A 17930-nucleotide genomic window follows, 5' to 3' on the forward strand; every position below is an offset into this window, starting at 1 on the left:
TGTGCGGGGCGTGCGATGGCAGGTCGCACGTCCGCGGAGCCGCCGGGCGATGCCCGGCAGACACGCATCGATCAACGGGTGCCGTACAGCACCACGGTCTTGCCGCGGGCATGCAGCAGGCCGTCGGTCTGCAGCTTCTTCAGCACGCGGCCGGCCATTTCACGCGAGCAGCCGACCAGGCGCGCCAGTTCCTGGCGCGAGACGCGCAGCTGGCTGCCCTGCGGGTGGCTCATCGATTCCGGCTCCTGGGCCAGATCGTGCAGGGTGCGCACGATGCGGTCGGTCACGTCCAGGAACGCCAGGCGGCTGGCCTTGCGGCTGGTATCGAGCAGGCGCTTGGAGATCTGCTGGCCCAGCGCGTACAGCAGGCGCGGGGCATCGGCCGAGAGCGGGCCCAGGAACAGCTGGTGCAGGCGCTCGTAGCTGATCTCAGCCAGTTCACAGGCGGTGCGCGTGCGCAGGATCACCTCGCGGCGGTCCGACTCCACGAACAGGCCCATCTCACCGACGAACTCGCCTGCGCCGAAATAGCCCAGCACCAGCTCGCGGTCGTCATCTTCCTCGGCCATGATCGAAACCGAGCCGCTGATGACGTAATACAGGGTCCCCGCCGGGTCTCCGGGGCGGAAGACGTCAGTCCGGGTGGGGTACCGCCGCCTGTGGCTGTGAGCCAGAAAGCGGTCGATTGTGGCGATGTCCAAGGCCAATGGGCTGCTAGCTAGGCGCACGGTTGACACGATAGGGGCGCTCCCTCTGCGCATGAACGGATTCACAGGATCGATGGCGGAGCTTAACCAGCGCTCCTGTTAAGGGCAAATAGTGTGCCAGAGTCGTGAGCTCTTCACGTTCCCCCCGGGGACACTTTGCCCCATAATTCACTCTTTCCCTTCTTACACAGGAATCGACCGCCGTGGTCAAGCCGTTGCCTCGCCTGAGGCTGCAGGGTTTCAACAACCTCACCAAGGCGCTGAGCTTCAACATCTATGACGTGTGTTACGCGCGCACCGAAGAGGAGCGTCAGCGTTACATTGAATACATCGATGAAGAGTACAACGCCGACAGGCTGACTCAAATCTTGACCGATGTCGCCGAGATCATCGGCGCGAACATCCTGAACGTGGCCCGCCAGGACTACGATCCGCAGGGTGCCTCGGTGACGATCCTGATCTCCGAAGAGCCGGTGATCGACAAGAAGCAGGCCGGCAAGGAGCTGATCTCCGATGCCGTGGTCGCGCACATGGACAAGAGCCACATCACTGTCCACACCTACCCGGAGACCCATCCGCAGGAAGGTATCGCGACGTTCCGCGCTGACATCGACGTGGCCACCTGTGGCGTCATTTCGCCGCTGAAGGCCCTGAACTACCTGATCGAGAGCCTGGAATCGGACATCGTGATCATGGACTACCGCGTCCGTGGCTTCACCCGCGATGTGAAGGGCAAGAAGCACTACATCGATCACAAGATCAACTCGATCCAGAACTTCCTGGCCAAGAACATCAAGTCGCGTTACGAGATGTTCGACGTCAACGTCTACCAGGAAAACATCTTCCACACGAAGATGCACCTGAAGGACTTCGACCTGGACCAGTACCTGTTCGAGGAAAAGGCCAAGAACCTGTCGTTCAAGGAACGCATGAAGATCGAAGCGCTGCTCAAGCGCGAGATCGAAGAGCTGTTCCACGGCCGCAACCTGTCCGAGTAAGACCCGTGTGCGATGCCCTCGGCATCGCCACCCAGGCGGGACGACCCGCCCCGTGGAACGCGCTTTTTGCGCAGTTGCCAGTTCCACGGTGATGTACCGACCCACGGCCCGGTGTGAAAACACCGGGCCGTTTTGTTTTTCTTCAACAAGGTGAGGAGCCCCCACTCATGCCCTGGATCTACCTGCTGCTGGCCGGCCTGTTCGAAATCGGCTTCGCGCTCGGAATGAAGTACTCCGAAGGCTTCAGCAAGCCGCTGCCCACCGTCGCCACCGTGGTGGCGGCGCTGATCAGCCTGTTCCTGATGAGCCAGGCGATGAAGTCCATCCCGGTCGGCACGGCCTACGCCATCTGGACCGGTATCGGCGCCATGGGCGTGGCGGTGCTGGGCATCTTCCTGTTCAACGACAGCGCCTCGCCGGCGCGCCTGGCCTGCGTGGGCCTGATCGTGGCCGGCGTGATCGGCCTGAAGCTGGTTTCGCCCAATTAAGCAGTCGAGCAAGCTCGACTCTACCGTCCGGTAGCGCCGGGCCGTGCCCGGCGGGCGCTTACAGCCGGTAGGCGATGTGCTTCATCACCTTCGATGCCAGCGCCATCGCGCCCGGGATCGGGAACGGCAGGCGGCGGGCGCCGGCCTGTTCGGCGTGCTCAGCGTGGCGGGCTTCGTCTTCCTTCATCACCCGGATGACCGCGCGGCTGCGCAGGTCGCCCGCCGGCAGGTCGACCAGATGCTCGTCCAGATGCGCTTCCACCTGGCGTTCGGTTTCGACCACGAAGCCCAGGTTCCAGCCGTCGCCGCGCAGCCCGGCCAGTGTGCCGATGGTGTAGCTGCCGGCATACCAGAGCGGGTTGAACAGGCTGGGGCGGCTGTCCAGCTCGCCCAGCCGGGTGGCGCACCAGGCCAGGTGGTCGGTCTCTTCCTGGGCCGCTTCCAGCAGGTGCTCGCGGGTGGACGGGTCGCGGGCGACCGCGGCCTGGCCGAAGTACAGGCCCTGCGCGCAGACCTCGCCGACGTGGTTGATCCGCATCAGGCCCGCCGCGTGGCGGCGCTGCGCCGTGTCCATGCCCGGCTCATCGGTATCGGCGGCCGGGTAGGGGCGCGATGCCGGCGGGTTGCCGAACACCGTGTCCAGGGCGCGCTGCGCCTCGGTCAGCAGGTGGTCCAGCGGGGTGGTCTGGCGGAGCACGGTCATGGCGGCATGGGTGGGGCGGGGGACCCCCGATTCTCGCCCGGCCCCGGCCCCCTGCCAACCCGGCACAGGGTCTGGCTTGCACCGGGCCGCCAGGGTGAGTACAATCCCGCCTCTTACGCTTCACCTTTTCACAACGCGTGGCAGAGTTCCGGCGAGCCTTTCGCCGCAATGAGCCCGACCTAACCTAGAGTTCTTCATGAGCACTTTCACTGCCAAGAACGAGACCGTCCAGCGCGACTGGTACCTCGTCGACGCCGAGGGCAAGACCCTGGGCCGTCTCGCCACCGAGCTGGCCCGCCGTCTGCGCGGCAAGCACAAGCCGGTCTACACCCCCCACGTTGATACCGGCGACTACCTGGTCGTCATCAATGCAGAAAAGATTGCCGTCACCGGCAAGAAGCTGCAGGACAAGATGTATCACCGTTTCACCGGTTACATCGGCAACCTGAAGACCGAATCCCTGGCACAGGCGCTGGAGCGCCACCCGGAGCGCGTGATCGAGATCGCCGTGAAGGGCATGCTGCCGAAGGGCCCGCTGGGTCGCCAGATGTACCGCAAGCTCAAGGTCTACGCCGGCACTGAGCATCCGCACGCCGCACAGCAGCCGCAGGTTCTGGATATCTAATCATGGCTATCACTCAAAACTACGGCACTGGCCGCCGCAAGTCCTCCACCGCTCGCGTTTTCCTGCGCAAGGGTTCGGGCAACATCACCGTCAATGGCCGTCCGCTGGACGAGTTCTTCGGTCGTGAGACCGCGCGCATGATCGTGCGCCAGCCGCTCGAGCTGACCAAGAACACCGAAAGCTTCGACATCCTGGTCACCGCCGCTGGCGGCGGCACCACCGGCCAGGCCGGTGCGATCCGTCTGGGCATCGCCCGTGCTCTGGTCGAGTACGACGAGACCCTGAAGTCCGAGCTGCGCAAGGCTGGCTTCATGACCCGTGACGCCCGTGAAGTCGAGCGTAAGAAGGTCGGCCTGCACAAGGCACGTCGCGCCACCCAGTTCTCCAAGCGCTGATCCATCGCGCCTGGTCGGGCTCCCTCGGGAGCCCGCTGGTTGGAAAAGCAAAAGCCCGGCTTCGGCCGGGCTTTTGTCGTTTTGCGAACATGCATTTCCACATTGCCGGCCAGCGGCCGGCACTACCCATGGTTCCGCATGTCGGGCGGGTGGGGTCGGAGCCTTTTCCTGCGGAAAAGGATCCGACCCCAGAGTTCTCTCTGGAGGGGAGCCCCCTTGATGTTCAAGGGGGCGCGCCGACAGGCGCGGGGATCAGGTGGAATGCGTGACCAAATTAAAAAGAAAAAGGCCTGATCTCTCGATCAGGCCTTTTTCTTTTTAATTTGGCTGCCCCTGATGGATTCGAACCACCGATGCCTGAGTCAGAGTCAGGTGCCTTACCGCTTGGCTAAGGGGCAATGTAACGTGTAACTATTTTCTCACTTTTCACGCTGAAAAACAACTTGATTTTCAGTGTGGTGGCTATGGGTGGACTCGAACCACCGACCCCAGCATTATGAGTGCTGTGCTCTAACCGGCTGAGCTACATAGCCTTGGTGAGCCCGCTATTCTGCTCATGTGTATCGGGCCTGTCAACACTTTTGTGTCGAGCTTGTGGGCCGACAGACGGCATGGGATAGTCCCGACCAGTAGATTTTCTTAGGAGTCCGCATCGTGATCGATCCGGACGGCTATCGACCGAACGTCGGCATCGTGCTGATGCGGCAGGACGGGCAGGTGTTCTGGGCACGACGTGTGCGCCGGGATGGCTGGCAGTTCCCGCAGGGTGGCATGAACACCGACGAGACCCCGGTCGAGGCCATGTATCGTGAATTGCAGGAAGAGACCGGCCTGCTGCCCGAGCACGTAGAAGTGCTGGGGGCGACACCGGGTTGGCTGCGCTACAAGCTGCCGGCCCGGGCCATCCGCCGTAACGAGCGGCAGGTCTGCATCGGCCAGAAGCAGGTCTGGTTCCTGCTGCGCCTCACCGGCGATGAATCGCATGTGCGGCTGGACCATACCGACTCGCCCGAGTTCGACAACTGGCGCTGGGTCGATTTCTGGTACCCGGTCGAGCACGTGGTGATGTTCAAGCGTGGGGTCTATGCGCGTGCCTTGCGCCACCTGGCGCCGTTGGCGCGCGGCGTGGCCGGGCAGGGCGTGACCGCCATGCCCAAGACCGCCGCCGAGGCCTGGATGCCGGGCAATACCGCAGGCCACGACCGCCCGCGCAAGCGCCCGCGCAGCAAGGGCTACTGGCCCCGCAAGGTGCAGGGCGACGGGCCTTCCGGCTGAGTGGATGAACGGTAGCGAGAATGGTTCAGGTCTCTGATTGACAACCATTCTCGTTTCCATTGGAATGGGCACCAGGCCGCTTCTGGCCTGTCAGCCCGGTTCCCGCCTGTGTACGTCTGCATCTGCAACGGAGTCACCGACCACCAGATCCGCGAGGCCGCCAGCCATGGCGTCACCACGGTGGGCGAGCTGACCATGCGTACCGGTTGCGGCGCGACCTGCGGTTCCTGCCTGGACATGGCCGGCGATCTGCTGGCCAAGGCACTGGCCACCCACGACCTGCCGCTGCCCGTTCTCGGCCTGCAGGCTGCCTGAGCCGTACCCCGCGGCGCCATGACGTCGCGTCTCTGACGTTCCGCCGCTGGCCGCACAGGCCAATGCGCACGATTCGCGTTCCTTCACGCGCGCCCTCAAAGCGATACAGTGCCTGCGTTTTCAGCGTGCAGGAGCATTCCCATGAAGGGCGACACCAAGGTCATCGAATTCCTCAACAAGGTCCTCTTCAACGAGCTGACCGCGATCAACCAGTACTTCCTGCACGCCAAGATGTTCAAGAACTGGGGCATCAAGGAACTGGCCGAGTACGAGTACAAGGAATCGATCCATGCGATGAAGCGCGCCGACGCGCTGTCCGATCGCATCCTGTTCCTCGAAGGCCTGCCGAACTTCCAGGCGCTGGGCAAGCTGCGCATCGGCGAGAACCCGCCGGAGATGCTGCAGTGTGACCTCTCGCTGGAGCAGGACGCCGTGGCGGTGCTGCGCAACGCCGTGGCGCATGCCGACTCGGTGGGCGACTACGTGAGCCGTTCGCTGTTCACCAGCATCCTCGATGCCGAGGAAGAGCACATCGACTGGCTGGAAACCCAGCTGGACCTGGTCGAGCGCATCGGCGAGCCGAAGTACCTGCTGAGCAAGCTGGAAGACTGATCCAGCGGCGCTGCGGGTAGCGTCGAGCTTGCTCGACTGCGTCTTCCAACAGCAGTCGAGCATGGCTCGACTCTACAAAGCGGTAGTCGCGCAAGTTCGACGCTACCGTTCCTGGGCCAGGTAGCCGGTCAGCGCCACGCGTGCGCGGGCGAACTCGGCCACCAGCAGCGCCACCGCCACGGCGGGGCGCTGCAGGCTGCCCGCGCGGGCTTCGTGCTCGATGCGCCGGGCCACCGCCGACAGTGACAGTGCGCCGACATTGGCGCTGGACGATTTGAGGGTGTGCGACAGCGCCTGCAGGCGCTCGATGTCATTGGCCTGTGCTGCCTGCTGCAGGGCCTGCACGAGTGCCGGAGCATCCTCGAGGAACACAGCGACGATCTGCAGTGCGGCCGGGCCGATCACATCCTGCAGTTCCTCAAGCACGCTGCGGTCGAGCACCGGCTGCGGCGGAGTGTCCGCGTCGGGCGCGGGAGGCGTCCCGCTTGGCCGACCTTCGTTGTCCAGTAGAGTCGAGCTTGCTCGACTGTTTTCGGCATGACGACAGTCGAGCAAGCTCGACTCTACGGCTTCGGAAGCATCGTGGCAGTCGACAACAACAGGCGCTTCGCCCCAGCGCTGCAGCAGCGCATGCAGGGTTTCGCGGTTGATCGGCTTGGACAGGTAATCATCCATGCCGGCCTGCAGGCAGCGCTCGCGATCGCCGGCCATGGCGTTGGCGGTCATGGCGATGATCGGCAGCCGCGCGCGTCCCTGGGCCGCTTCCTCGCTGCGCCACTGGCGGGTGGCGGCATAGCCATCCAGTACCGGCATCTGGCAATCCATCAGCACCACGTCGATGCCGCCCTGGCGCAGCGCCAGCAGGGCCTGCTCGCCGTCGGCGGCATTGCGCACGTCGCACTGGAAGACCCGCAGCAGCTGTTCGGCCACCATGCGGTTGACCGCGTTGTCCTCCACCAGCAGCACGCGCAGATCCAGCGGCGGCAGCGTAGCCGGTGCCTGGCCGCGTTCGGCGGTGGCCAGCAGGGCTGCCGGTCGCACGCTGGCGGTGGGCGCGGCCAGCACGGCATGCAGGTGGGCATCGTTGAAACTGGCCGGCAGCTGCTGCTGGCGGACCTGCGCGGGGGCGGGCTCGTCCTGCAGCCACAGCACCTGCAGCGTGTCGTCCGTGCCGCGCTCGGCCAGCGTACGCAGCAGCGTCGCTTCGCCGCCACGGCGCGAGCGGGCATCCACCAGCAGCCAGGCCGGGCTCGGCTGGCCCGGGCGTGGGGCAGCGCGCAGGCGCTCCAGCAGCACATCGCGCTCGGCCAGCACCTGCACCGGCAGCCCGTGGTGGGCGGCGATGCGCTCCACGCGCGCCTGCAGCGCCACATCGGCACTGTGCAGCAGCAGCGGCGAAGGTGCGCGTGCCAGTGCCGGCAGGTCGCCGGGGATCTTCAGCAGTGGAATCTCGAACCAGAACGTGGCGCCCTGGCCGGGCCTGGACTGCACGCCGATCTGGCCGTGCATCAGGTCGATGATGCGCTTGCAGATGGCCAGGCCCAGGCCGGTGCCGCCGTACAGGCGGGTGGTCGATGCATCGGCCTGGCTGAAGGACTGGAACAGCCGTGACTGCAGGGTGGCGTCAATGCCGATGCCGGTGTCGACCACTTCAAACCGCAGCTGGTGCTGGGCCGGGCCTTCGCCCAGGCGCTGCACGCGCAGCTGCACCTGGCCGCGCGCGGTGAACTTGATCGCATTGGCCAGCAGGTTGGTCAGTACCTGGCGCAGGCGCACCGGGTCGCCACGCACCGGCAGGCGCACGGCCGGGTCCAGCTGCAGGCCGAGCACCAGGCCCTTCGATTCGGCAGCGCGCTGCAGCAGCTGCACCACGCCGTCCAACAGCTCGCGCAGGTTGAAGCTGGTGATCTCCAGTTCCAGGGCCTGCGCTTCCAGGCGCGAGTAATCGAGGATGTCATCGACGATGCGCAGCAGCTGCTGCGAGCTGACCGATGCGGTGGCCAGCATCTGCCGCTGGTCCTCGCCCAGGGGCCCGCGTGCGATCAGCTCGAGCATCGGCAGGATGCCGTTGAGCGGCGTGCGGATCTCGTGGCTCATGGTGGCCAGGAACTCGCCCTTGGCCAGCGCGGCCGCCTCGGCGGCCTGCTTGGCCTGCAGCAGCTGCTGTTCCAGCTGGCCCTGGCGCTCGGTGGTACGGCGCAGCTGGTCGCGCTCGCTGGTCAGCACGGTGCGTTCGCGCTGCAGGGCCGCCAGCGCCTGGCCGCGTTGGCGCAGGCGCAGGCCAAGTGCCAGCGCCACGCTGGCGGCCAGCACCAGAGCTGCCAGCAGCGCGACCGTCAGCGGCACTCAGAGCACCGCGTTGTGGAAGTCGAAGTTCAGGTCGCTGCCCGCCGACTGCACCATGTTGCCCTGGATGTAGTCCACGCCGCCGACCCACATTGCCGCCGCTGCCTGCGGATCCTCGATCTGCTGGCCGATGATCTGCAGGCCTGCGGCATGCGCGCGATCGATCGCCCGCCGTAGTTCCTCGCGGGTGCCCGGATTGGAGTGGCTGCTGGAGAAGCGCGCGGCCATGCGCACGAACGACAGCGGCAGCTGGGTGAGCAGGGCATCGGCTTCGCTGCCCGGCTCGAACTGGCTCAGGCAGAAACGCACGCCGGCACTGGCCATGCGCTGGCAGAACTGCTGCAGCGGCACGGTGTGGATGAGCGCGTCGGGCAGGCGCACGTCGATCACCAGTGCGGTGCCGGGCAGGTCGCGCTGCTGCAGCGATTCCAGCAGCCAGTCGGCGAACGCATCGCGCTGCAGCGTACGCAGCGACTGCGAGACGAACAGGTTCAGCGGCTGGGTCGCGTGGCGGTACAGGTCGAGCAGGCCCATCGCATGTTCCAGCACCTGCTGGTCCAGATCGGCGATGCGGCCCGCGGCTTCGGCGGCCGGAATGACCTGGCCGGCGGTGAGCACGGTGCCATCGGCCTGGCGCAGGCGCAGCAGCAGCTGGTACTGCGCGGTATCGCCGCCTGCCACGGCCACGATCGGCTGGTAGGCCAGTTCCAGCTGGCCTTCCAGCAGGGCCAGGTGTTCCTGCTCGGTCACCGCCTGGCGATGCACGTGGCCGGCCACGCCAGCGGTCAGCAGGCGGGCCTGCAGGGTGGTGCGTTCGATGGCTTCCAGCGCGCTGTTGGCATCGTCGAAGCCCGGCGACAGCGGCGCATAGCCGACCACGCCGCGCAGGTGCACCGATTCATCGTCGCGGATGACGAAGGCGCGCGCGGACAGCTGCTCGCGCAGTGCGGCGGCGATGCCTTCCAGGCTTTCCTCGTCGGCGCCGCGGGCCAGCAGCAGGAAGCTGTTGTCGTTCAGGCGTGCCAGCAGGTGCGGGTGGCCGGCTTCGGCCAGGCGCTGGCCGGCCTGCACCATCAGCCGCTCGAAGGCGGCATAGCCATAGCGCTCGCGCAGGCCCAGCGCGCTGGAGATCTCCACGAAGAACACGCCGCCACGGTCGCGCTGCTCCAGCGCCGTGCTGAGCTGCTGCAGTACGTGGTGGCGGGTCGGCAGGCCGGTTTCCGGGTTGCTGGTGGCCGGTGCGCTGCTGGCGCCGGGCAGGGTGGCGGCCTGGGCGCGGGCGCGGCGGATGCGGTTGGCCACGGCCGCGATCAGGTGGCGCGGACGGATCGGCTTGCTCAGGTAATCATCGGCGCCGCTGTCGAGCACTTCGAACTGGCGCTCCGGGTCCGGGTCGCCGCTGAGGAAGACGATCGGCAGCAGCTGCATGCCCGGCTGCTGGCGGATCATCGCGGTCAGGCGCATGCCATCCAGGCCCGGCAGGTGCAGGTCCATCAGGATCAGGTCGGGGCGCAGTTCGCGGATCCCCTGCTGCACGCCATCGGCATCGGACAGCACTTCGGCCTGCATGCCGGCACCGTGCAGCACGCTCTGCGCGAACAGGGCCTGGGCACGGTCGTCTTCGACGATCAGCACGCGGTACGGCGAGTCCGAGGCGGCGGGTGCATCGTTGCCGTTGCCTGCGTCGATCAGCGCGGAGGGCTGCGCGGAAGGCAGCGGCGGCGGCGTGCCCACGCTGCCGCCCGCATCGGCCGGTGCGGAGGAGACCGCGACAAGCGTGGGCGCAGCGGCGGGCGAGGTGTTTGCCCAGCGCTGCCAATGATCGGCCGGTGGGGTTTCAGCGCGTCCGGGGCGTGCGCCCGCGGGGGATTCATTTGCGGACATCAAAGCTCCTGGTGTTCGCCGCCATTATGCGCCAAGCCCGACATTCAACCGGTGCGCGGCTGGCCTGATGCGGCCGTACCGCCAGCTCGTGCAAGCCATCGCACGCCCTTCCACAACGTGCGCCAGACCATCCACACCAGCAGGGCGCCGGCCAGGCTGCAGGCCAGCACCACGACCAGGGCGATCCAGGGATGGGCCAGTGCCAGCGCCAGGCCGCCGACCACCACGGTGTCCTCGGCGACCGAGGCGACCCAGTTGCTGGCCGGTTCCGGCGAGGTGTTGAGCAGGGCGCGGGTGCCGGCCTTGAGGCCGTGGCTGGCCAGGGCGACGCCGGCGCCGGCCAGCAGGGTGCCGGTGCCCAGCTGGCCATCGGGCGAGAGCGTGGCGGCGGCCAGGAAGGCGCCGGCCGGTACCCGCGCCAGGGTATGGATGAGATCCCAGATGGAATCGACGCCGGGGATCTTGTCGGCGAAGAATTCGGCAATGGCCAGCGCCGCCGAGGTGCCCAGCACCCACCACGATTCGGTGGCCTGCAGGGCCGGGGGCAGGTCGACCCAGCCGAGCAGGCCGGCCAGGCCGACGCCGAACACGGTGAGGTAGACGCGGATGCCGGCCAGCCAGGCCAGCAGGATGCCGATCACGAACAGGTGGGCTTCGGTCATGGCGGGGGGCTCCGGCGACGGAACTGTGCGGGGTGCCACACTATCGACGATGACGTGGCTGAACACCACCGGCCCCTGGCGGCCGGCACCGGGGAAAGCCCCCGTTCCTGTCATACACTAGCCCGTCGTTTGCTACAGGGGCCGTGCTGGTGTCGCCATTGCGAGTCCACGGAGACTACCCATGAACAACCGCCCACCCATGCGCGTACAGGTCCGACTGCCCGGTTCCAAGCCGCAGCCGCTCGACCGCCGCCGCCTGCTGGTCATCGGTGGCATCTGGCTGCTCAGCCTGGTGCTGGCGGTGCTGGGCGGCTGCTGGCTGGGCGCGCCGCGCGATGCCCAGGGGCAGCGCCTGCAGGCCGCCGAGAAGCGCGCCGACACGGTGCAGTCGCAGCTGACCGAGCTGCGCCAGAAGCAGGCCACGCTGGAAGCCTCCGACCGCATCAGCCGCGCCGCCAACACCGAGGTGCAGTCCTCGCTGGCCGAGCGCGATGAAGAGATCGCCGGCCTGCGCGCCGACGTGGCCTTCTATGAGCGCCTGGTCGGCTCGACCAGCCAGCGCAAGGGCCTGAACACCCATTCGATCGAGTTCAGCGCCGAATCGGCTGGCACCTGGCAGTACGCCGTGGTGCTGACCCAGAACCTCAACCGCGGGGCCATCAGCCAGGGGCAGATGCGCTTCACCGTGGAAGGCGTGAAGAACGGCAAGCTGGCCACGATCAGCTGGGATGAGCTGCACCAGCGCAGCAAGGTGCCGGGACAGGATTACTCCTTCCGGTACTTCCAGCAGCTCACCGGCAGTGTGATGCTGCCGACGGACTTCACCCCGCAACGGGTGAGGGTGACACTGGGGAGTGGTGCAGGGGGCACCACGCAGGTATTCGACTGGAAACAGGCCGGCGCACCGGCCAGCAAAGGGGAGTAGGCAGATGTTCGGAAACAGCAAATCCAGCCGTGATGGCCAGTTGGTGGTGGATGCCCTGATCGGCAACCAGGTGGTGATCCGCGGTGATGTGGAATTCAGTGGTGGCCTGTATGTGGAAGGCCGCATCCATGGCAAGGTGATCGCCCAGGAAGGCGCCAGCGGCGCGACGTTGACCCTGGCCGAGCATGGCGTCATCGAGGGCGAGATCCGCGCCCAGGTGGTGGTCATCAGCGGCCGCCTGGACGGTGACGTGCACGCCACCGAAAAGGTGGAACTGACCCCGAGCGCGCGGGTGAACGGCAACGTCCACTACCAGGTGGTGGAAATGAACGCGGGCGCCCAGCTGAATGGCCGCCTGATCCACGCCAGCAGCCCGGTTGCGGCCCTGCCGGCGCCGGAAGGCGAGGGCGAGGCGGCCGAAGGCAAGGGCGGCACCGCCGCGCGCCGCAAGCTGGCCGAGGCGATGGCTTGAAAGCCATCCCCGGCGCCCCCATGCTGAGGCCATGAGCACGCTAGTTTCCCTGCCCGGCGCCACGCCGGCCGCCGCTCCCGACTACCAGTCGCTGGAGCGGCCGCTGAACTTCACCGAATCGGCCGCGGCCAAGGTGAAGGAACTGATCCAGGACGAGGGCAACCCCGACCTGTCTTTGCGCGTGTACATCGAGGGCGGTGGCTGTTCCGGGTTCCAGTACGGGTTCGAGTTCGACGAGAACCGCGCCGAGGACGACCTGGCGGTGCAGACCAGCGGGGTCACCCTGCTGGTCGACCCACTCAGCCTGCAGTACCTGATGGGCGCCGAGGTGGATTACACCGAGAGCCTGACCGGTGCGCAGTTCGTGATCCGCAACCCGAACGCGAAGACCACCTGCGGCTGCGGCAGCAGCTTCAGCATGTAATGCCGGGCGCGGGGCCGATGCCCTGCGCCACCGTTGTGCGCTACGCCGACTGATTGCGCACATCCCCGACCTTGCCACCTGCGGCAATTGGCGGCAGGCTTGTCGGATGCCCAATACTCCTTCGCCGCTTTCCGGTTTCGCCTTCGTGGCGGAGCCGCTCGAGCGCGCCGATGCCCTGCGCGATGATGCCGATGCCCTGGCACGCCTGTGGCCGGATGCGCGCATTCTTGTCCTGGACCAGGACGGTACCGCCTTCACCGGCGAGGACGACCAGCCGGTCGCGCTGACCGGCGCCGACATCGGCGGTGGCCCCGGTTCGGCCATCTTCCTCGGCCTGCGCGCGGGCCAGGCCTGGTTCTCCGTCGAAGCCGCCAACGTCACCCAGAGCGCACCGCGCCGGCTCGACCTGCGCCAGGCCGCGCTGCTGTGGAGCGTGGCCGATGCCACCGCCTTCAGCTATGCCCGCGGCATGTCCTACTGGCATTCGCGCACGCGCTTCTGCGGCGTGTGCGGTGGTGCGGTGGCCTTCGCCCGCGGCGGCTTCGTCGGCCGCTGCGCGCAGTGCGCCACCGAGCATTACCCGCGCGTCGACCCGGCGGTGATCGTGGCCGTGGAAAACCAGGGCCGCCTGCTGCTGGGCCGCCAGTCCAACTGGGCGCCGCGCCGCTATTCGGTGTTGGCCGGCTTCGTCGAACCTGGCGAGACCTTCGAGCAGACCGTCGCGCGCGAGGTGCATGAGGAGAGCAAGGTGCGGGTGACGTCCTGCCAGTACCTGGGCTCGCAGCCGTGGCCGTTCCCCGGCGCGTTGATGGTGGGTTTCCGCGCGCAGGCGCAGGACGACGTGCCGACCGTCGATGGCGAGCTGGAAGACGCACGCTGGTTCACCGCCGAAGAGGTGGGGGCGGCGCTGGCGCGTGATGTCGAGGACGATGGTGAAGGCATCCGCCTGTCGCCGCCGATCTCGATCTCGCGCGGCCTGATCGAACACTGGTACCGGCAGCAGCAGGGCTGATCCCCGCGGCTGTGCCGGCGTCCCCGGGCGGCAGCATTGCCGCCACCTGAACACGCGTCGGGTTACAGTCCGGTTCACCGCTGAACGCGCCGCTGCGACAGGTAAGGTAGCGGCGCAGAACGCTTGTTCGTAGGGAGACCTGCCATGTTCACCACCCTGGTCGCCGTGTTGGTGGCGCTGGCCCTGGGCCACGTTGCCCCGGCCGCTGCCGCCTCGCTGCGCCGTTTCGACGGCTTCCGGCGCTGGCTGGGCTGGTTGGACGGGCATGGCGGACGGGCATGGCAGGGGGCGGCCGGCGTGGCGCTGGCGATCGTGCCGCCGCTGCTGCTGATGGCCCTGCTGGCCTGGCTGCTGCGCGGGGTGCTGTTCGGCCTGCCCGGCCTGCTGCTGGGCGTGGCGGTGTTGGCCTGGTGCTGGGGCCCGCGCGACCTGGACCGCGATATCGAAGCGATCATCGACGCCGACGACGCGGCCAGCCGGCAGGCCGCGGTGCGGCACCTGCAGGCCGCCGGTGGCAGCCTGCGCGAGGACGTGCCCTCGCTGGTCGAGGCGACCGTCCTCAACGCACTGCGGCGCTGGTTCGCGGTGCTGTTCTGGTTCCTGCTGCTGGGCCCGGTCGGTGCCCTGGGCTATCGCCTGCTGGCGCTGATGGCCGAGAGCCCGATGCGTGCGCGGGTGCCGGTGGAGCCGCTGGCGCTGGCGCAGCGCCTGCTGGCCTGGATCGAATGGCCGGTGGCCCAGCTGATGGCGTTCTCGATGGCGCTGGTCGGCAACTTCGACACGGCGTGGAAGGCATGGCGTCAGGCCCATGGCGAGCGCCTGGCCGGTGACATCGGCTTCCTCGGTGCGGTGGCGCGGGCCAGCGTGAATGCCGAGCTGCGCGAAGAAGCGCATGACTACACCGATGCGGGCCTGCTGCCGGTGTGGCAGCGGCTGCCGGACCTGCGCGACGCGATGAGCCTGGTGTGGCGGATGCTGCTGCTGTGGCTGGCAGTGCTGGCGCTGCTGGTGATTGCTGGCTGGGTGACGTAGAACCACGCCATGCGTAGGTTTCCGTAGTTCCACGCCATGCGTGGATGCCTTCTGCGTGGATGGGGTCAGAGCCCTTTGCTGCGCAAAGGGATCCGACCCCTGCTATCCCGCCAACGGCGCCAGCGACGTGAAAGGTGGCCAGGGAAGATTGCGCGCGATCCAGAACGCGGGCAGCAGGATCAACCAGAACGTGGGTCTGCCCAGCAGCTGCATCAGCGGCTGCAGCCAGCGCGGGCGATAGCCCATCCACCAGGCCATGGCCAGCGGCAGCAGGGCCACCAGCATCACCAGCAGCGGGTTCATCGACCACGCCGTGGCCAGGTCGCCATGCAGCAGTGCATGCGCGCAGCGGGTGCCGCCGCAGCCGACGCAGTAGAAGCCGGTGACGGCACGGAAGGCGCAGGCGGGGAACGGGCTGTCGACGCCGCTGGGGTCGATCCGGTACAGCAACCACGCCCCCCCGCCGGCGAGTGCGACCGCCGGCGGAAGTGCGAGCCAGCTCCAGCGCGGGAGCTGGAGGCGATGCATCAGCGGCTGCTTTCCAGCTGGCGCTGGAACTGCTGCATCTGTTCCATGTAGCCGCCGACACCCATCGTCGCCAGCGAGATGATCCAGACCAGGAAGCCCAGGGCGAGCAGGCCGGCGGTTACCCACATCCAGATCTTTGCGTTGCGCGAAGCGGCCTGTGCAGCGGTGATGTCACCTGCCGCCAGCGCCTTGCTGGTCTTGCTGCCGAAGACGATGGCCACGATGCCGGTGCCGATGCCCACGATGCTGACGCACGACAGGCAGCAGACGATGAACGATGCGACCGTCAGGATGATCGACGGCGTCATGTAGGTGGGGACCGGGGCTGCCGGCGTCTGCGGCGCGATGGGCGGCTGCGGAGTGCTCATGGATCTTTCCTTGAAGAGGGTGGGCGCGCAATCTTGGCACTACCTGACACCGGTCGTCCATCGCGGGCCGGTGCCGAAACCGTTGGCCGGGCCCGGCAATACGGGCCCGGATGGCGGCTCACGCGTGGTCGCCGCGCAGGGCGCGGACCTGCGTTTCCAGCATCGGCGCATCGGTGCTGTGGCCATCCACGGGCGCGGCGGCCACCACCTGCACCGTGGCGCGGAAACGTCGCGGCACGCGCATGCGGCCCAGGCGCGTGTCGCGCCGGCTCCACATGCTCGACCACATGCCACGCAGCGCCATCGGCACCACCGGCACCGGACGCCGTTCCAGGATCTTCTCCACGCCGGACTTGAACGACGCCATCGTGCCGTCCTTGGTCAGCGCACCTTCCGGGAAGATGCAGACCAGCTCGCCTTCGGCCAGCGCTGCATCGATCTCGTCGAACGCGCGCTGCATCAGCGCCGGATCTTCGCGCGCACCGGCAATGGGAATGGCCTTGGCGGTGCGGAAGATCCAGCTCAGTACCGGGATGTTGAAGATCTTGTAGTACATGACGAAGCGCGCCGGACGCGGGATCGTCGCCGACAGGATCAGTGCGTCCATGTAGCTGACATGGTTGCAGACCAGCAGCGCGGCGCCTTCGTCGGGCACGTTGGCTTCGATGCCGTGCGGGCGCAGCCGGTACAGCGTGCGCACCATCACCCAGCTGAGGAAGCGCATCAGGAATTCGGGGACGATGGTGAAGATGTAGATCGCCACGATGGCATTGGCGATGGCCAGGGCCAGGAACTGCTGCGGAATGGACCAGTGCAGCAGCTGGTGCGCGGCCAGCGACAGCAGTGCAGCAGCGACGATGAAGCCGGAGTTCTGGATGTTCAGCGCAGCGAACACGCGCGACATCTGTGCCTTCGGCGTGCGGCTCTGGATCAGCGCGAACAGCGGCACCACGAACACGCCGGTGAACAGGCCGATACCGATCAGGTCGATGACGATGCGCACGCTGCCCGGCTGCTGCAGGAAGGCCAGCACGCCCAGGTTCTGCACGGTCGCCTCGCCGGTGCGGGCGAAGTACAGGTCCAGCAGGAAGGCGGTCATGCCGAAGGCGCCCAGCGGCACCAGGCCGATTTCCACCGTGCGCGCCGACAGCTTCTCGCACAGCAGCGAGCCGACGCCGGTGCCGACCGAGAACAGCGCCAGCGCGAACAGGTACAGCTTGGGCTCGCCGCCGAGGTTGACCAGCGCGTAGTTGGGCAGCTGCGAGGTCAGCACGGTTCCGACGAACCAGAACCAGGACACGCCGAGGATGGCGTTGCGCACCGCCTTCTGCTGCCGCGCCATGCGCAGCACCACCAGCGACTCGGGCAGCGGGTTCCAGTTGATCTTCAGGTCCGGATCGCCGGCATCGACTCGCGGGATCATCCGCGCGGCGAGGTTGCCGCAGATCGCCAGCGCGATGACCGCCGTTGCCGCCACGATCGGGCCGTGGCTGCCGGCCAGCAGGAACACCGAGCCGCCGATGATCATGCCGGACAGGATCGAGATCGAGGTGCCCATTTCGACCAGGCCGTTGCCGCCGGTCAGTTCCTCCGGCTTCAGCACCGAGGGCAGCACCGAATATTTGACCGGCCCGAACAGGGTCGACTGCATGCCGGTGCAGAACAGCGCCACCAGCAGGAAGGGCAGGTTCTCGGTGATGAAGCCGATGGCCGCCAGCGACATGATCACGATCTCCATGGTGGTGGTGATCACGATCAGCCGCGATTTCTCAAGTTTGTCGGCGATCTGCCCGGCCAGGGCGGAGAACAGGAAGTAGGGCAGGATGAAGATGGCCGGTGCCAGCGTGGTGTACAGCGAGCGCTGCTCGTCCGATACGCCCAGGTAGAACAACAGGCCGATGATGGCTTGCCGGTACACGTTGTCGTTGAAGGCGCCCAGCGCCTGCACGATGAAGAACGGCAGGAAGCGGCGCTGGCGCAGCAGGGCAAACTGGTTGTGACCGGACATGGAACCTCCTTGACCGGCGCAGCCTAGCATCCCTGCCTGTCAGGCAGGGATGCGGTAGGTGGGGGCCGGTGGGGCGCCCCCCGCCGCCCCCCCCCCCCCGCCGCCCCCCCCCCGCCCCCCCCCCCCCCCCCCCCCCCCCCCCCCCCCCCCC

General features: G+C 67.4%; 20 protein-coding genes and 2 tRNA genes. 12 read left to right on the plus strand and 10 right to left on the minus strand.

What is annotated here, in order from left to right; translation table 11 throughout:
- Positions 1–71: 71 nt before the first annotated feature.
- Entirely contained in the window at positions 72–761 is a 690-nt protein-coding gene (gene crp / locus IAE56_RS09550) for a cAMP-activated global transcriptional regulator CRP (protein ID WP_079225401.1), read from the minus strand.
- 149 nt (positions 762–910) lie between these two features.
- Here crp and speD point away from each other — a divergent pair, with 149 nt between their 5' ends.
- Together speD and sugE are read left to right on the plus strand one after the other, a co-directional pair.
- Positions 911–1705, plus strand: a complete 795-nt coding sequence (gene speD, locus IAE56_RS09555; protein WP_006473908.1) for an adenosylmethionine decarboxylase — start codon at positions 911–913, stop codon at positions 1703–1705.
- A 167-nt stretch (positions 1706–1872) separates the two neighbouring features.
- On the plus strand, positions 1873–2193 hold the full coding sequence (gene sugE, locus IAE56_RS09560; protein WP_108770243.1) for a quaternary ammonium compound efflux SMR transporter SugE: 321 nt from the start codon (positions 1873–1875) through the stop codon (positions 2191–2193).
- A 58-nt stretch (positions 2194–2251) separates the two neighbouring features.
- Here the strand turns inward: sugE and coq7 are convergent, their stop codons facing one another.
- Entirely contained in the window at positions 2252–2896 is a 645-nt protein-coding gene (coq7, locus tag IAE56_RS09565) for a 2-polyprenyl-3-methyl-6-methoxy-1,4-benzoquinone monooxygenase (RefSeq protein ID WP_164073803.1), read from the minus strand.
- A 196-nt stretch (positions 2897–3092) separates the two neighbouring features.
- Here coq7 and rplM point away from each other — a divergent pair, with 196 nt between their 5' ends.
- Complete coding sequence (gene rplM, locus IAE56_RS09570; protein ID WP_005414692.1) at positions 3093–3521, plus strand: 50S ribosomal protein L13; 429 nt, start codon at positions 3093–3095, stop codon at positions 3519–3521.
- 2 nt (positions 3522–3523) lie between these two features.
- Complete coding sequence (rpsI, locus tag IAE56_RS09575) at positions 3524–3916, plus strand: 30S ribosomal protein S9 (protein ID WP_005411311.1); 393 nt, start codon at positions 3524–3526, stop codon at positions 3914–3916.
- A 324-nt stretch (positions 3917–4240) separates the two neighbouring features.
- Here the strand turns inward: rpsI and IAE56_RS09580 are convergent.
- A tRNA-Gln gene (locus tag IAE56_RS09580) sits at positions 4241–4314 on the minus strand.
- 58 nt (positions 4315–4372) lie between these two features.
- Positions 4373–4449: transfer RNA gene (locus tag IAE56_RS09585), tRNA-Met, on the minus strand.
- A gap of 121 nt (positions 4450–4570) precedes the next feature.
- Between IAE56_RS09585 and IAE56_RS09590 the strand changes: the two genes are divergently transcribed.
- The 3 genes from IAE56_RS09590 to bfr all read left to right on the plus strand — a co-directional run bounded on the left by IAE56_RS09590 (position 4571) and on the right by bfr (position 6118).
- Positions 4571–5191, plus strand: coding sequence for an RNA pyrophosphohydrolase (locus IAE56_RS09590; protein WP_108770241.1), 621 nt, complete (start codon positions 4571–4573; stop codon positions 5189–5191).
- Positions 5192–5299: 108 nt separating this feature from the next.
- Positions 5300–5506 carry a bacterioferritin-associated ferredoxin gene (locus IAE56_RS09595; protein ID WP_079223871.1) on the plus strand — a complete coding sequence of 69 codons (207 nt, stop codon included), beginning with the start codon at positions 5300–5302 and terminating at the stop codon, positions 5504–5506.
- Positions 5507–5647: 141 nt separating this feature from the next.
- Positions 5648–6118 (plus strand): bacterioferritin, encoded by a 471-nt coding sequence (gene bfr, locus IAE56_RS09600; RefSeq protein ID WP_108770240.1) that lies wholly within the window; start codon positions 5648–5650, stop codon positions 6116–6118.
- A 102-nt stretch (positions 6119–6220) separates the two neighbouring features.
- Here the strand turns inward: bfr and IAE56_RS09605 are convergent, their stop codons facing one another.
- The 3 genes from IAE56_RS09605 to IAE56_RS09615 are packed head-to-tail and all read right to left on the minus strand — an operon-like array spanning position 6221 to position 11010.
- Positions 6221–8464: a hybrid sensor histidine kinase/response regulator gene (locus IAE56_RS09605; protein ID WP_200752379.1), complete on the minus strand. Its 2244-nt coding sequence runs from the start codon at positions 8462–8464 to the stop codon at positions 6221–6223.
- Entirely contained in the window at positions 8465–10348 is a 1884-nt protein-coding gene (locus IAE56_RS09610; protein ID WP_200752380.1) for an EAL domain-containing protein, read from the minus strand.
- A gap of 44 nt (positions 10349–10392) precedes the next feature.
- Positions 10393–11010 (minus strand): DUF4126 domain-containing protein, encoded by a 618-nt coding sequence (locus IAE56_RS09615; RefSeq protein WP_200752381.1) that lies wholly within the window; start codon positions 11008–11010, stop codon positions 10393–10395.
- A 181-nt stretch (positions 11011–11191) separates the two neighbouring features.
- Between IAE56_RS09615 and IAE56_RS09620 the strand changes: the two genes are divergently transcribed.
- From IAE56_RS09620 to ampE, 5 genes are all read left to right on the plus strand, one after another.
- A complete protein-coding gene (locus IAE56_RS09620) occupies positions 11192–11935 on the plus strand; it encodes a DUF6776 family protein (RefSeq protein ID WP_200752382.1) in 744 nt (247 codons plus the stop codon).
- A 4-nt stretch (positions 11936–11939) separates the two neighbouring features.
- Positions 11940–12407, plus strand: a complete 468-nt coding sequence (locus IAE56_RS09625; RefSeq protein WP_108770235.1) for a polymer-forming cytoskeletal protein — start codon at positions 11940–11942, stop codon at positions 12405–12407.
- A gap of 31 nt (positions 12408–12438) precedes the next feature.
- Positions 12439–12831, plus strand: coding sequence for an iron-sulfur cluster insertion protein ErpA (erpA, locus tag IAE56_RS09630; protein ID WP_079223859.1), 393 nt, complete (start codon positions 12439–12441; stop codon positions 12829–12831).
- A gap of 106 nt (positions 12832–12937) precedes the next feature.
- Positions 12938–13843, plus strand: a complete 906-nt coding sequence (gene nudC / locus IAE56_RS09635; RefSeq protein ID WP_200752383.1) for an NAD(+) diphosphatase — start codon at positions 12938–12940, stop codon at positions 13841–13843.
- 144 nt (positions 13844–13987) lie between these two features.
- Positions 13988–14875, plus strand: a complete 888-nt coding sequence (ampE, locus tag IAE56_RS09640; RefSeq protein WP_164073809.1) for a regulatory signaling modulator protein AmpE — start codon at positions 13988–13990, stop codon at positions 14873–14875.
- 102 nt (positions 14876–14977) lie between these two features.
- Here the strand turns inward: ampE and IAE56_RS09645 are convergent, their stop codons facing one another.
- The 3 genes from IAE56_RS09645 to IAE56_RS09655 form a co-directional block, all read right to left on the minus strand.
- The gene (locus IAE56_RS09645) at positions 14978–15403 is read right to left on the minus strand and encodes a DUF2752 domain-containing protein (protein WP_108770232.1); all 426 of its coding nucleotides are present in this window, start codon (positions 15401–15403) and stop codon (positions 14978–14980) included.
- A complete protein-coding gene (locus IAE56_RS09650; protein ID WP_234455986.1) occupies positions 15403–15771 on the minus strand; it encodes a CD225/dispanin family protein in 369 nt (122 codons plus the stop codon). The genes IAE56_RS09645 and IAE56_RS09650 overlap by 1 nt, the downstream gene beginning before the upstream one ends.
- Before the next feature lie 118 nt (positions 15772–15889).
- Positions 15890–17779, minus strand: a complete 1890-nt coding sequence (locus tag IAE56_RS09655) for an MFS transporter (protein WP_200752384.1) — start codon at positions 17777–17779, stop codon at positions 15890–15892.
- Positions 17780–17930: the final 151 nt, after the last annotated feature.

Source organism: Stenotrophomonas sp. S41, from assembly GCF_016624625.1.
GTDB lineage: Bacteria > Pseudomonadota > Gammaproteobacteria > Xanthomonadales > Xanthomonadaceae > Stenotrophomonas.

Excerpts from the sequence above, each read along its gene's own strand:
- crp (WP_079225401.1), bottom strand. The coding sequence starts at position 761 with ATGCGCAGAGGGAGCGCCCCTATCGTGTCAACCGTGCGCCTAGCTAGC.
- sugE (WP_108770243.1), top strand. The coding sequence starts at position 1,873 with ATGCCCTGGATCTACCTGCTGCTGGCCGGCCTGTTCGAAATCGGCTTC.
- coq7 (WP_164073803.1), bottom strand. The coding sequence starts at position 2,896 with ATGACCGTGCTCCGCCAGACCACCCCGCTGGACCACCTGCTGACCGAG.
- rplM (WP_005414692.1), top strand. The coding sequence starts at position 3,093 with ATGAGCACTTTCACTGCCAAGAACGAGACCGTCCAGCGCGACTGGTAC.
- rpsI (WP_005411311.1), top strand. The coding sequence starts at position 3,524 with ATGGCTATCACTCAAAACTACGGCACTGGCCGCCGCAAGTCCTCCACC.
- bfr (WP_108770240.1), top strand. The coding sequence starts at position 5,648 with ATGAAGGGCGACACCAAGGTCATCGAATTCCTCAACAAGGTCCTCTTC.
- IAE56_RS09610 (WP_200752380.1), bottom strand. The coding sequence starts at position 10,348 with ATGTCCGCAAATGAATCCCCCGCGGGCGCACGCCCCGGACGCGCTGAA.
- IAE56_RS09615 (WP_200752381.1), bottom strand. The coding sequence starts at position 11,010 with ATGACCGAAGCCCACCTGTTCGTGATCGGCATCCTGCTGGCCTGGCTG.
- IAE56_RS09620 (WP_200752382.1), top strand. The coding sequence starts at position 11,192 with ATGAACAACCGCCCACCCATGCGCGTACAGGTCCGACTGCCCGGTTCC.
- IAE56_RS09625 (WP_108770235.1), top strand. The coding sequence starts at position 11,940 with ATGTTCGGAAACAGCAAATCCAGCCGTGATGGCCAGTTGGTGGTGGAT.
- erpA (WP_079223859.1), top strand. The coding sequence starts at position 12,439 with ATGAGCACGCTAGTTTCCCTGCCCGGCGCCACGCCGGCCGCCGCTCCC.
- nudC (WP_200752383.1), top strand. The coding sequence starts at position 12,938 with ATGCCCAATACTCCTTCGCCGCTTTCCGGTTTCGCCTTCGTGGCGGAG.
- ampE (WP_164073809.1), top strand. The coding sequence starts at position 13,988 with ATGTTCACCACCCTGGTCGCCGTGTTGGTGGCGCTGGCCCTGGGCCAC.
- IAE56_RS09645 (WP_108770232.1), bottom strand. The coding sequence starts at position 15,403 with ATGCATCGCCTCCAGCTCCCGCGCTGGAGCTGGCTCGCACTTCCGCCG.
- IAE56_RS09650 (WP_234455986.1), bottom strand. The coding sequence starts at position 15,771 with ATGAGCACTCCGCAGCCGCCCATCGCGCCGCAGACGCCGGCAGCCCCG.
- IAE56_RS09655 (WP_200752384.1), bottom strand. The coding sequence starts at position 17,779 with ATGTCCGGTCACAACCAGTTTGCCCTGCTGCGCCAGCGCCGCTTCCTG.